This is a genomic window from Streptomyces sp. NPDC058741, from assembly GCF_042746715.1.
In the GTDB taxonomy this organism is placed as follows: domain Bacteria; phylum Actinomycetota; class Actinomycetes; order Streptomycetales; family Streptomycetaceae; genus Streptomyces.
Genome location: NZ_JBHYQH010000016.1, coordinates 1 through 12,066, shown reverse-complemented (window position 1 = coordinate 12,066; position 12,066 = coordinate 1). Strand labels below are relative to the sequence as shown.

General features: G+C 72.8%; 10 protein-coding genes and 1 pseudogene. 8 read left to right on the top strand and 3 right to left on the bottom strand.

The genetic code is table 11. The features are described from left to right. Positions 1-182 precede the first annotated feature (182 nt). Positions 183-616: pseudogene (locus tag ACFW6P_RS15455) on the bottom strand (MarR family winged helix-turn-helix transcriptional regulator). Between the two features lie 227 nt (positions 617-843). Here ACFW6P_RS15455 and ACFW6P_RS15450 point away from each other — a divergent pair. Then, positions 844-1,605, top strand: a complete 762-nt coding sequence (locus ACFW6P_RS15450; protein ID WP_386347451.1) for a dioxygenase — start codon at positions 844-846, stop codon at positions 1,603-1,605. A 71-nt stretch (positions 1,606-1,676) separates the two neighbouring features. Here ACFW6P_RS15450 and ACFW6P_RS15445 read toward each other — a convergent pair whose 3' ends face one another. Continuing rightward, a complete protein-coding gene (locus tag ACFW6P_RS15445) occupies positions 1,677-2,198 on the bottom strand; it encodes a GNAT family N-acetyltransferase (protein WP_386346895.1) in 522 nt (173 codons plus the stop codon). Positions 2,199-2,393: 195 nt separating this feature from the next. Between ACFW6P_RS15445 and ACFW6P_RS15440 the strand changes: the two genes are divergently transcribed. Together ACFW6P_RS15440 and ACFW6P_RS15435 are read left to right on the top strand one after the other, a co-directional pair. Next, a complete protein-coding gene (locus tag ACFW6P_RS15440; RefSeq protein ID WP_386346893.1) occupies positions 2,394-3,392 on the top strand; it encodes an RNA polymerase sigma factor RpoD/SigA in 999 nt (332 codons plus the stop codon). A 437-nt stretch (positions 3,393-3,829) separates the two neighbouring features. Further along, on the top strand, positions 3,830-4,510 hold the full coding sequence (locus ACFW6P_RS15435) for a TetR/AcrR family transcriptional regulator (RefSeq protein ID WP_386347448.1): 681 nt from the start codon (positions 3,830-3,832) through the stop codon (positions 4,508-4,510). 47 nt (positions 4,511-4,557) lie between these two features. On the opposite strand, the gene ACFW6P_RS15430 is transcribed toward ACFW6P_RS15435, so the two are convergent. Further along, entirely contained in the window at positions 4,558-5,523 is a 966-nt protein-coding gene (locus tag ACFW6P_RS15430; RefSeq protein ID WP_386423866.1) for a helix-turn-helix transcriptional regulator, read from the bottom strand. Between the two features lie 61 nt (positions 5,524-5,584). On the opposite strand from ACFW6P_RS15430, the gene ACFW6P_RS15425 reads away from it, so the two are divergent. The 5 genes from ACFW6P_RS15425 to ACFW6P_RS15405 all read left to right on the top strand — a co-directional run bounded on the left by ACFW6P_RS15425 (position 5,585) and on the right by ACFW6P_RS15405 (position 11,975). After that, entirely contained in the window at positions 5,585-7,078 is a 1,494-nt protein-coding gene (locus tag ACFW6P_RS15425) for an MFS transporter (RefSeq protein ID WP_386346889.1), read from the top strand. Between the two features lie 152 nt (positions 7,079-7,230). Beyond that, a complete protein-coding gene (locus tag ACFW6P_RS15420; protein WP_386423864.1) occupies positions 7,231-7,992 on the top strand; it encodes a DeoR/GlpR family DNA-binding transcription regulator in 762 nt (253 codons plus the stop codon). Continuing rightward, entirely contained in the window at positions 7,989-8,936 is a 948-nt protein-coding gene (gene pfkB / locus ACFW6P_RS15415; RefSeq protein WP_386346886.1) for a 1-phosphofructokinase, read from the top strand. The genes ACFW6P_RS15420 and pfkB overlap by 4 nt, the downstream gene beginning before the upstream one ends. Positions 8,937-9,569: 633 nt before the next feature. Then, on the top strand, positions 9,570-11,699 hold the full coding sequence (locus ACFW6P_RS15410; protein ID WP_386346884.1) for a fructose-specific PTS transporter subunit EIIC: 2,130 nt from the start codon (positions 9,570-9,572) through the stop codon (positions 11,697-11,699). A 117-nt stretch (positions 11,700-11,816) separates the two neighbouring features. Next, positions 11,817-11,975: a hypothetical protein gene (locus ACFW6P_RS15405; protein ID WP_386423862.1), complete on the top strand. Its 159-nt coding sequence runs from the start codon at positions 11,817-11,819 to the stop codon at positions 11,973-11,975. Positions 11,976-12,066: the final 91 nt, after the last annotated feature.

Here is a 12,066-nt window from a genome sequence, read left to right as displayed (position 1 = left end):
GGGGCCGCCCGGGCGCGCGTGCGGCCCCCCCCGGGGGGGCGGGGGGTGGCTCCCCCGCCCACCACGGCACCCGGGGCCCTGTCCGGCCCCCCGCGCGGGGGGGCCGGGACAGGACCGCATCCTGGGCTCCCTCTTGTCGGTGCGCGAAGAGCCCCCGGCAAACGGCCCCCGGCAACCGAGCCTCACCGCAGCCAGGGCAGGTCCGCCTCCGCCTCCGTCGGCTCCAGTCCCTCGGCGATGATCCGCATGATGTCGCCGAGGGACTTCTGCCGTTCCCGGGAGAGCCGGTCGAAGACCGCCTGGCGCACCGCCTCCACGTGGCCCGGCGCGGTCTGCCGCAGCACCTCGTCGCCCTCGTTCGTCAGCACGGCGAACTGGCCCCGCTTGTCGTCGGGGCAGTCCTCCCGGCGCACCCAGCCGTTCTTCTCCAGGCGCGCGACGGCGTGCGAGAGGCGGGAGCGGGTGATCTTCGCCGGCATGGCCAGCTCGGTCATCCGCAGCCGCCGCCGGGGTGCCTCGGCCGGCTTGACCAGGAGGCCGTAGTAGACGTGCGGCATGCCCGCGTCGCGCTGCCCTGACGGTCGAGATGGTCGTCGAGGAGGGTGACGCCCTCCATGAAGGAGCGCCAGACGCGCTGCTCCTCGTCGGTGAGCGGCGCGGTTCCTGCGGTTCCTGCGGTTCCTGCACTTCCTCGGCGGGCCCCGGGCCGGTGCGGATGCGGGTGCCTTCATGCCGTCCACTCTACGTTGACCATCATTGAACGTTAAACAAATGGCCTGTACAGTTCTGTGGGGAACGATGTCCTGGAAGGAGCCGCGCGTGTCCGCCGCCACTCAGGAGCGCATGCCCGCTCTGTACCTCAGCCACGGCGCCCCGCCCCTGGCCGACGACCCTGTCTGGCCCGGTGAGCTGGCCGCATGGTCCGCCGCTCTGCCCCGCCCCAGGGCGATCCTCATGGTCTCCGCCCACTGGGAGGAGGCCCCGCTCGCCCTCGGCGCCACCGAGACCGTCCCGCTGGTCTACGACTTCTGGGGCTTCCCGGAGCACTACTACCGGGTCACCTACGGGGCTCCCGGCGCACCGGAGCTCGCCGAGTCGGTGCGCAAGCTGCTGCGCGCCCCCGGCATGCCCGTCCAGGACGTGCCCGACCGGGGCCTCGACCACGGCGCGTACGTCCCGCTGGTGGAGATGTACCCGGAGGCCGACATCCCGGTGCTGCAGGTCTCCATGCCGACGCTCGACCCGGTCCGGCTGCTGGGGATCGGCCGCAGGCTCGCCCCGCTGCGGGACGAGGGCGTGCTGATCGTCGGCTCAGGCTTCTTCACGCACAACCTGGCCGCGCTCCGGCAGGGCGGCGTCCCCGCCTGGTCGGCGGAGTTCGACGACTGGGGACGGCGGGCGCTGGAGGCCCGGGACGTCGACGCCCTGCTCGACTTCACCCGCAAGTCGCCGGCGGGACGACTGGCCCACCCGCGCACCGAGCACTTCGCCCCGCTGTTCGTGACCATGGGCGCGGCGGACGCGACCGGTGGGCTGGACGCGCAGAAGTCCGTGATCGACGGGTTCTGGATGGGGCTGGCGAAGCGGTCGGTGCAGTTCGGCTGAGACCGAGGTCACTCGGGTACTCGTCGCCCGGAGGCGGGTCACCCCGGACGGCGGTTCACCCGGGGTTCTTCTCATGCAAGATCCTTCTCGTACCGGGCCGCGTCCCAGTACCGCCCGAACGTGCGGCCGACCTCGCGGTACGTGCCGACGTGGCGGAAGCCGAAGCGCTCGTGCAGCCGGGCCGACCCCTCGTTCGGCTGGGCGATGCCCGCGTAGGCGCGGTGCAGGTCCTCGCCGGACAGGGCGTCGAAGAGAGCCTCGTAGAGCAGGGTGCCGACACCGCGGCGGACGAGGTCCGGGGCGACGTACACCGTCGTCTCCACGGACGTCGTGCAGGCGGGCTTGGTCCGGAAGGGGCTGGAGGTGGCGTAGCCCGGGATCCGCCGTGTGTCCGCCTCCTCGGCAACCATCAGGCGGTACGGCCCGTCTACAGGAGGGGAGAGCAGCCAGGAACGGCGCTCCTCCGGAGTGAGGATCGCGGTGCCGAGTGTGATCGAGGTCTCACGCGCGTCATGGTTGTAGAGGTCCGCCAGGGCTTCGAGGTCCTCCTCGACCCCCGGCCTGACCTGCACCTCTGTCCGTCCCGACGTCATCGGGCCTCCCCGTGTGGCCGGACAGGGTACTGCATGAACAGAAAAATCGAGTGCCGGGTTGGGAATTCTGTCCTGATTCCAGTCGTTGTTTCCATCGGATGCAGGGCACCCGAGGAGAGTCCGGAGAGTGTCCCGGAGACGGAGTCCGGCGTCCGAAGGACCACCCGCTGACCTCATCATCGCAAGGGAGCACGCATGGCAACCCGTGCCGTCGCCCGTCGTCAGTCCGCCACCGGCGAGACGGCCGACAGGGCAAGCAGTGTTCGCGCCCATGGCGGCGAGATCGCCGATCGCGACCTGGTCGGCATGTACCTCGACGAGATCGCGCGCACACCGCTGCTCGACGCCGCCAAGGAAGTCGAGCTGTCCCAGGTCATCGAGGCGGGTGTGTTCGCCAGGCAGGTCCTCGACGGGTGCGAGGAGACCAGGACGGACGCGACCCGCGAGGAGCTCGAGAGGCTCGTCGCGGACGCGGAGCGGGCCAAGGACGTGTTCATCCGCTCCAACCTCCGCCTGGTCGTCGCCGTCGCCCGCCGCTACCCCCGCAGCGGCCTGCCGCTGCTGGACCTGATCCAGGAGGGCAACGCCGGCCTGGTCCGCGCGGTCGAGAAGTTCGACTACCGCAAGGGCTTCAAGTTCTCCACGTACGCCACGTGGTGGATCCGTCAGGCGATCACGCGGTCGATAGCCGACCAGTCCCGCACGATCCGCCTGCCCGTCCACCTCGTGGAGGAGCTGGGCCGGATCCGTCGTGTGCAGCGCGAGTTCAACCGCGAGCACGGCCGGGACCCGGAGCCGACGGAGATCGCCGCCGAGCTCGGCTCGACGCCGGAGCGCGTCACCGACGTGCTCGACTGGGCGCGCGACCCGGTCTCGCTGAACATGTCGGTGGACGACGAGGGCGAGACGCAGTTCGGCGACCTCCTGGAGGACACGTCGGCGGTGTCGCCGGAGCAGTCGGTGCTCACGCTGCTGCGCAGCGAGGAGCTCGACGACCTCATCGGCCGCCTCGACCAGCGCACGGCGTCCATCATCAAGATGCGCTACGGCATCGAGGACGGCCGGGAGCGCACGCTGACCGAGGTCGGCAAGGAGCACGGCCTCACCCGCGAGCGCATCCGCCAGATCGAGAAGCACGCGCTGCTGGAGCTGAAGAAGCTCGCGCGCAGCACGGGGTTCGACGCGGCGGCGTGACGCCGGTGGGCGGTGTGACTGCCGGGACGCACGATCCGTGCCCGTGGCCCAGGGGTGGCGGGCCGGGGGCGCCCGGTGGTCGCCGCGTACGCCGGGTGGCGGAAGACCGCGCAATCATGGCGATGTAACGTCGCTTCAACCCGCGGGCTCAGGGAACAAGACTTCCGGGCCCACCAGTTCGGGGCCCGGGGTCACTCCCCCGGCCCCTCGCGAGCCACGCGTCCCGTCGCACTCCCCCCGGCGCCGGGACTCTTCCCAGGCCGGGCTTCGGCGCCCTTCCCCCCGGGCGCCGGGGCCCGGCTCTCTCCGCCCGGGCCGGCCCGCGCAGGGCGGCGCTGGAGAGCGGGTCACCCCGTACCTGAACCACGGGGTGACCCGTCAGATGGCAGATTGTGTCACATGGGCATAGCCTGCCGGGCGTGAGCAGCACCACCCCCATGCCGCCGCAGGCCTCGCTGACCGAGCGGCGCAAGGCCGAGACGCGTATGGAGATCGCCCGTGCGGCGGCCGGCCTCTTCGTGCGCGACGGCCTGCGTGCCACTCGCGCGGAGGACATCGCCCAGGCCGCCGGTGTCGCCCCGCGCACCTTCTACCGGTACTTCGCCACCAAAGAGGAGGCCGTCGCCCCGCTCTACGCGGCCGGTGCCCAGCGCTGGGTGGAGGCGGTGCGCGCCGCCCCGGCCGGCGTGAGCCTGCCGACGGCCCTGGAGGACGGTGTCCGCCACACCCTCACCCCGGGTGTCGGCGTCTCGGCGTCCTCCTGGCAGTGGGTCCGCACGCTGCTGCGGCTGGCCGGCGCGAACCCCTCCCTGCGCAGGGTCTGGGCGGAGGTGTGCCGGGACTCGGAACGCATGCTGGGGGAGGTGCTCGCGGAGCGGGTGACGCGTGTCCCTCGCACGGATGGCACACCGGCCGCGGACGGGGCCGGCGACCTCGCCGCCACACCGGAACTGTGTTTCGCCGCCGCCGTCGCGAGCGCTGCCGTGCGGACGGCCCTGGAGAGCTGGGCGGAGGCGGACGGCCCGCCGGAGGGCCCGGGCAGCCCGTGCGAACTGGCACTGCGCAACCTGCGTGCCGTGCGGAACTTCCCGTGGCCCGGGGGCGGCACTCAGCCGTAGTGGGCGACCTTATGCCGCCCGTGCTCGGACCGGGAGCGCGCTCCCGGTCAGGCCCCCGCGGCCCTGCTCAGCCGTGCCCCCAACTCCCTGACGGCCGTGACCAGTTCCTCCGGCTGGTGCACCACGAAGTCGCACTCCAGCATCGCCAGCCGGAACGCCACCCACTGCACAGGGTCCTCGGTGGATCCCCGCAGCCGGCAGCCGCCGTCGTCCGACGGGTCGGGCGCGCCGAGCCACTTGGGTACCCGGGCGGCGACGAAGGCGGCCGGTGCGGTGAACGTGACCTCGAAGTCGTAGGACTCCTGGTGCCGGCGCATCGACTGCCGCAGGTACGCCGCCGCGCTGCCCGTCGGCAGCTCGCGCGGTGTGAACCGCGCGCCCGTGGCGAAGGGTTCGCTCACCCGGTCGACGCGGAAGGTGCGCCAGTCGCCCCGGTCGACGTCGTACGCCACCAGGTACCAGCGGCGGCCCGTCGAGACGAGCCGGTGCGGCTCCGTCAGACGCCGCGAGCCGGTGCCGTCCGCCGCCCGGTAGGCGAAGCGCAGCCGCTCGTGCCCGGCCACCGCCGAGGCGATCACAGTCAGGGTCTCGGGTGCGATGCTCGGGCCGTCGCCGCTGGTCAGCGGTGTGGTCGCGGCCTGCAGCGTGGCCACGCGGTGGCGCAGCCGGCCCGGCAGCACCTGCTCCAGTTTGGCCAGCGCCCGCACCGACGCCTCGTCCAGTCCCTCCACCGCGTGCCCGGCCCCGGCGCGCAGCCCGACCGCGATGGCCACCGCCTCCTCGTCGTCGAGCACGAGCGGGGGCATGGCCTTGCCGGCGACCAGCCGGTAGCCGCCGTCGGAGCCCTTGGTCGCCTGTACGGGGTAGCCCAGTTCGCGCAGCCGGTCGATGTCGCGCCGGACCGTGCGCCGGGAGACCCCGAGCCGGTCGGCGAGCTCGCCGCCGGGCCATTCGCGGGGCGTCTGGAGGAGGGAGAGGAGCGTCAGCAGCCGGGCCGGGGTGTCCGTCGTCATGCGTCGAGGATGCCGCACCACTAGGACAAGATCTGGCCTATTGCGCGCTTAGTCTCGAGGCATGAACAGCACCGAGACCCCTCCCGGGACAGCGGACCGCCGACGCTGGTTCGCCCTCGCCATCGTGATGACCGCGGCCTTCATGGACCTCGTCGACGTGACGATCGTCAACATCGCCATCCCGTCCATCCAGCGGGAGGCCGGCGCCTCCTTCAGCCAGATCCAGTGGATCACCGCCGGTTACGCCCTCGCCTTCGCCGCCGGCCTGATCACCGGTGGGCGGCTCGGCGACATCCACGGCCGCAAGCGGATCTTCCTCGTCGGCATCGGCGGCTTCACCGTCGCCTCCGCGCTGTGCGGTCTCGCGGTGAACCCGGAGATGCTGGTGGCGTCCCGGTTCCTGCAGGGCGGTATGGCGGCGCTGATGGTGCCGCAGGTGCTGTCGATCGTGCACGCCACCTTCCCGGCACACGAGCGGGGCAAGGTGTTCGGGCTGTTCGGCGCGATCGTCGGCCTCGGGGCGGTGTCCGGACCGCTGCTCGGCGCGCTGCTGACCGAGTGGAACCTGTTCGGGTGGGGCTGGCGCTCCATCTTCCTGATCAACCTGCCCGTCGGTCTGGCGGGCCTGGTCCTCGGCGGCCGTTTCATCACCGAGTCCAAGGCGCCGCGCGCCCTGAAGCTGGACCTGGTGGGCGTCGCGCTGGTGACGCTGGGCCTGCTGATGCTGATCTACCCGCTCATCCGCGGCCGCGAGCTGGACTGGCCGCTGTGGGGGTACGCCTCGATGGCCGGTTCGCTCGCCGTCCTCGCGGCGCTGGTGGCGTACGAGCGGCGCAAGGCCGCGCGGGACGGCTCCCCGCTCGTGGAGCTGTCGCTGTTCCGGGTGAGGAGCTTCGCGGCCGGGATCGCCGTGCAGACCGTCTTCGGCGTCGGGCTCGGCGTGTTCTTCCTGGTGTGGACGCTGTACATGCAGATCGGGCTGGGCTGGAGCGAGCTGAAGGCCGGGCTGACCGGGGTGCCGTTCTCGATCGCCGTGTCCGTGGCCGCCGGGATGTCCGTGCAGAAGCTGGTCCCGCGCTTCGGGCGCAAGGTGCTGCAGTCGGGCGCGCTGGTGATGGCGGCCGGGGTGCTGCTCTACATCGCGGAGTCCGCCTACTTCGGCCTGGACATCGCGCCCTGGCAGATGGCCCTGCCCCTGGTCGTGATGGGCGCCGGCATGGGGCTGATCGTGGCGCCGCTCACCGACGCGATCCTCTCCGAGGTGCCGCGCGAGCACTCCGGCTCGGCCTCCGGCCTCATCAACACCGTGCAGCAGATGGGCAACGCGCTGGGGCTGGGCCTGGTGTCGGTGGTCTTCTTCGGCACGATCGGCGAGCGGCTGAGCCCGGCCGAGGTGGGCCCGGCCTTCGCGGACGGTTTCCGCAACGCGCTGGGCTGGGTGGCGGCGGTGATGGGCGTGATCTTCCTGCTCATGTTCGCCCTGCCCAAGCGTCCGGCGCAGCACGTGGAAGGGGAGCAGCCGGCGGGGGAGCGGGAGGAGCCCGCGCTGGTCTGAGCAACGGGGGACGGGCCCGGCACCCTTCGGTGCCGGGCCCGCTCTCTTTCTGATCATGCCCGATCGGGTCCGAACCTGTTTACTTCACGGACATCTCGGCGTAGCCTCCCGCTGAAACCACACGTTCGGGCATGAGGCGGAGGTGAACGGACATGTACGCACCGGAGCGGCAGCAGGAGATCCTCCGGCTCGCCCGTGACGGCGGGCGAGTGGATGTCGTGTCGCTGGCCGAGGAGTTCCAGGTGACGGCGGAGACGATCCGCCGGGACCTGAAGGCCCTCGACCGCGCCGGACTGGTCCGCCGGGTGCACGGCGGGGCCATCCCGGTCGGGCGCCTCGACTTCGAGCCGGACCTCGCCGAGCGCGAGACCACGGCCGCCGACGAGAAGGACCGCATCGCCAAGGCGGCCCTGGCGGAACTGCCGGCCGAGGGCACGGTGATCCTCGACGCCGGTACGACGGTGGCCCGGCTGGCCGCCGCCCTCCCGCTGGAGGCCTCCCTCACCGTCGTCACCCACAGCCTCCCCATCGCGGCCCGCCTCGCCGACCACCCCGGCATCCAGCTGCACCTCGTCGGGGGCCGCGTACGGCACCGCACCCGCGCCGCCGTGGACGCCTGGGCGCTGCGGGCGTACGGCGAGATCCGCGCCGACGTGCTGTTCGTGGCCGCCAACGGCTTCTCCGCCGGCCACGGCCTGACCACCCCCGACCTCGCCGAGGCCGCCGTCAAGCGGGCCGCGGTGGCCGCCGCCCGCCGGGTGGTGCTGCTCGCCGACTCCTCCAAGCACGGCCAGGAGCACTTCGCCCGCTTCGGCGCCCTGGGCGACGTGGACCTGCTGATCACCGACAGCGGGCTGAGCCCCGAAGACACCGTCGCGATCGAGCGGGGCGGCACGGAAGTGGTGCGCGCATGATCCTCACCGTCACCCCCAACCCGTCCCTGGACCGCACCTACGAGGTGCCCTCCCTCGACCGCGGCGAGGTCATCCGCGCCACCGGCGAGCGGATGGACCCGGGCGGCAAGGGCGTCAACGTCTCCCGCGCGATCACCGCGGCCGGGCGGCGCACGGTGGCGGTCCTGCCCCTCGGCGGCGCCCCGGGCGCGCTCGTCGCCGACCTGCTCGACGCGCAGGGCATCGAGGTCGCGGCCGTCCCGGTCGCCGGGGCCACCCGCTCCAACATCGCCCTCGCCGAGGCCGACGGCGTCCTGACCAAGATCAACGCCCCCGGTCCCGAACTGACCGGCGCCGAGCGGGAACTGCTCCTGGAGACCGTACGGCTCCAGTCCCGCGACGCCTCCTGGATCGCCTGCTGCGGCAGCCTCCCGCGTGGCCTCGCCCCCTCCTTCTACGCCGACCTGGTCGCCCGCACCCACGCCGCCGGGGCCCGGATCGCCCTGGACACCTCCGGACCCGCGCTCCTCGAAGCCCTGCGCGAGCGGCCCGACGTGGTCAAGCCCAACGCCGAGGAACTGGCCGAGGCCGTCGGACGCCCCCTCAGCACCGTCGGCGACGCCGTCAAGGCCGCCGAGGAGCTGCGCGGGAAGGGGGCCCGGGCCGTCCTCGCCAGCCTCGGCGCCGACGGGCAGCTGCTGGTCAACGAGGAGGGCGCCTGGTTCGGCAGCGCCCGGGTCGACGCAGTCCGCAGCAACGTGGGCGCCGGCGACTCCTCCCTCGCCGGCTTCCTGATCGCCGGCGGTCACGGCCCGGAGGCCCTGGCCTCCGCGGTCGCCCACGGCGCTGCGGCCGTGCAGCTGCCCGGAAGCGTCATGCCGGCACCGGGCGACCTGGACCTGTCTGCGGTGACGGTCACCGCCGAGGTCCCGGCGGACCGTGTGCTGAAGGAGCCGGTGTCATGAGGAACGCCGCCGCACCACGCGGACCGGCCCGGAGGCCTTCTCGGGACACCGCCCCCTCACCCGCCGCCCCCGGCGGACACCAGGGCCTCCCGAGCCGCCGAGACGTCCGAGGAGTCCGGGACCTTCCCATCCCGGGGGTCCTGGCCTCTGCGGACTCTGCGGCCTTCCCGGACTCTGCGGCATTCCCGGCCGCCCCGGCTTCCCCGGCTTCCCCGGCTTCACTCGGGTCCCTGGCGTCCCTGACTTCCCCGGCGTCCTTGGCGTCCTTGGCGTCCCTGGCGTCCCTGGCTTCCCTGGCGTCCTTGGTGTCCTTGGCGTCCTTGGCGTCCTTGGCGTCCTTGGCGTCCCTGACTTCCCTGGCTTCCCTGGCGTCCTTGGCGTCCCCGGCGTCCCTGGCTTCCCTGGCTTCCCTGGCGTCCCTGGCTTCCCCGGCGTCCTTGGCGTCCCTGGTCTCCCTGGCGTCCCTGGCTTCCTTGACTTCCCCAGAGTCCCCGGCCTCCCTGCTTCCCCAGAGTCCCCGGCCTTCCCGCCCTCCCCGTCACGCCCCACCCTCCACGTCACCCCCCACCGCATCCCCGTCCCCTCCCACGCCCACCCCACTGACCGGGCGATACGCGCGCTAAGGAGCCCGCGATGAGCGACATGATCACCGAGGACCTGGTCGATCTCGACCTGTCCGCCCACACCAAGGAAGCGGCGGCGCGCGCCCTCGCCGAGCGCATGGTCTCCCTGGGCCGCGTGACCGACCTGGAGGGCTTCCTCGCCGACGTCGCCGCCCGCGAGGCCCAGATGCCGACCGGCCTCGACGGTGGCATCGGCATCCCGCACTGCCGCAGTGCCCACGTCACCGAGCCGACCCTCGCCTTCGGACGCAGCGCCGACGGCATCGACTTCGGCGCGGCCGACGGCCCCGCCGACCTGATCTTCCTGATCGCCGCTCCGGCCGGTGCCGACGACGCCCATCTGACGATCCTGTCCTCGCTGGCCCGTCAGCTGATGGACAGCGCGTTCACCGACGCCCTGCGCGCGGTGGGCGACCCGGTCGCCGCCGCGGCGCTGATCCGCGGCGACGACCCGGAGGCGGTGGCAGGGACGCGGCAGCCGGCCGGTGGGTCCGCGGCAGCCGCCGCACCCGGGCCCGCGGGCTCCGAGGACACCGTGGCGTCGGCGGGAGCGGCCTCTCCCGCCGCCGCCACGGCCATCGGCGAGAGCGAGCGCGACAGCGGGAGCGAAAGCGACAACGCGAGCGGGGGCGGCGGCGAGGAGCGCCCCTTCCGCATCGTGGCCGTCACCTCCTGCCCCACCGGCATCGCCCACACCTACATGGCGGCCGAGTCGCTGGAGAACGCCGGCCGCGAGGCGGGCGTCGAGGTCACCGTCGAGCCGCAGGGCTCGGCCGGCTTCACCCGGCTCGACCCGGCGGTCATCGCCGCGGCGGACGCCGTGATCTTCGCCCACGACGTGCCCGTACGGGAGAAGGAACGCTTCGCCGGGAAGCCGACCGTGGACGTCGGGGTCAAGGCCGGCATCAACCGCCCCGCGGAACTCATCGCCGAGGTCCGCGACAAGGCAGCCCGCGGTGAGGTCAGCGCCGGATCGGCCCCGGCCACCCCGGTGGAGCGCGCCGGCGAGTCCGCCGAGGGCTACGGCACCAGGCTCCGCAAGTGGCTGATGTCCGGCGTCAGTTACATGGTGCCGTTCGTCGCCGCGGGCGGTCTGCTCATCGCGCTCGGCTTCGCCATCGGCGGCTACAAGGTCGACAAGGCCCCGTCGGTGATGGAGCACTTCGCCTGGACGCAGGCCGACAGCTGGGCGGCCCTGCTCTTCCAGATCGGCGCCGTCGCCTTCGGCTTCCTCGTCCCGGTCCTGGCCGGCTACATCGCCTACGGCATGGCCGACCGGCCCGGGCTCGTGCCCGGCTTCGTCGGCGGCTCCATCGCCCTCACCGTCAACGCCGGTTTCCTGGGGGGCCTCGCGGCCGGTCTGATCGCCGGTGGCGTGGTGATGGCCATCCAGAAGGTGAACATCCCGGCGGCCCTGCGCGGGATCATGCCCGTGGTGGTGATCCCGCTGATCTCGTCGGCGATCGTCGGGTTCCTGATGTTCGTCGTCATCGGCAAGCCCATCGCCGAGGCCCAGAAGGGCATGACCGACTGGCTGAACGGCCTGTCCGGCAGCAACGCCGTCCTGCTCGGCGCGCTCCTCGGCCTGATGATGTGCTTCGACCTCGGCGGCCCCGTCAACAAGGTCGCCTACACCTTCGCCACCGCCGGCATCGCGGTCGCGAGCCCCGGCGACTCCGCGATGAAGATCATGGCCGCGGTGATGGCGGCCGGCATGGTCCCGCCGCTCGCCATGGCCTTCGCGACGACCGTGCGCGGCAAGCTCTTCACACCGACCGAGCGCGAGAACGGCAAGGCCGCCTGGGTGCTGGGCGCCTCCTTCATCTCCGAGGGCGCGATCCCGTTCGCCGCGGCCGACCCGCTGCGCGTCATCCCCGCCTCCATGGCGGGCGGCGCGATCACCGGCGCCCTGTCGATGGCCTTCGGCGCCACCCTGCGCGCCCCGCACGGCGGCATCTTCGTGGTCCCGCTGATCGGCAACCCGCTGCTCTACCTGGTCGCCATCGCCGCGGGGGTCTGTGTCACCACGGCCCTGGTGATCGTCCTCAAGGGCATGCGCAAGCCCGCCCCGGGCACCACGGCCGCAGGCGGGGGCGGCGCGGTTCCGGCGGTGGAGAGGAAGCAGCCCGTCGCGGCCTGAGGCGGCCGGAGGTTCGCCCGTTTCGAGTCGTGTGAACCGTTCATGCGACCTGCGAGATAGATCACGAACATCACGGCCCGGGACCGAAGTCCCGGGCCGTGGTGTGTACTGGGGTGCATGTCCGATCACCTCTCCCGGTGGCCCGAGAGCCACTCCCTCCCCGCCCTCCCGCAGCAGCGGCAGACGGGCCCCCGCTCGGAGTCGGTGGAGTTGACGCCCGAGGAGAGAGACGCCTTCGCCCAGCTGGTGCGCAGGCTGGGCGGCAGAGACGTCTAGTGTCCTGAGTCGGGAATTCGCTGCGAAACTTGGCGCTGGCTCGGCATGATGGTCGGATGGCAAGGACGGGACGGCCGAAGGCCGAGCTGGT

What these genes read in the sequence shown, in the direction of transcription:
- ACFW6P_RS15435 (WP_386347448.1), top strand. Translation starts at nt 3,830, where the DNA reads ATGCCGCCGCAGGCCTCGCTGACCGAGCGGCGCAAGGCCGAGACGCGT.
- ACFW6P_RS15450 (WP_386347451.1), top strand. Translation starts at nt 844, where the DNA reads ATGCCCGCTCTGTACCTCAGCCACGGCGCCCCGCCCCTGGCCGACGAC.
- ACFW6P_RS15440 (WP_386346893.1), top strand. Translation starts at nt 2,394, where the DNA reads ATGGCAACCCGTGCCGTCGCCCGTCGTCAGTCCGCCACCGGCGAGACG.
- ACFW6P_RS15425 (WP_386346889.1), top strand. Translation starts at nt 5,585, where the DNA reads ATGAACAGCACCGAGACCCCTCCCGGGACAGCGGACCGCCGACGCTGG.
- ACFW6P_RS15410 (WP_386346884.1), top strand. Translation starts at nt 9,570, where the DNA reads ATGAGCGACATGATCACCGAGGACCTGGTCGATCTCGACCTGTCCGCC.
- ACFW6P_RS15420 (WP_386423864.1), top strand. Translation starts at nt 7,231, where the DNA reads ATGTACGCACCGGAGCGGCAGCAGGAGATCCTCCGGCTCGCCCGTGAC.
- ACFW6P_RS15405 (WP_386423862.1), top strand. Translation starts at nt 11,817, where the DNA reads ATGTCCGATCACCTCTCCCGGTGGCCCGAGAGCCACTCCCTCCCCGCC.
- ACFW6P_RS15430 (WP_386423866.1), bottom strand. Translation starts at nt 5,523, where the DNA reads ATGACGACGGACACCCCGGCCCGGCTGCTGACGCTCCTCTCCCTCCTC.
- pfkB (WP_386346886.1), top strand. Translation starts at nt 7,989, where the DNA reads ATGATCCTCACCGTCACCCCCAACCCGTCCCTGGACCGCACCTACGAG.
- ACFW6P_RS15445 (WP_386346895.1), bottom strand. Translation starts at nt 2,198, where the DNA reads ATGACGTCGGGACGGACAGAGGTGCAGGTCAGGCCGGGGGTCGAGGAG.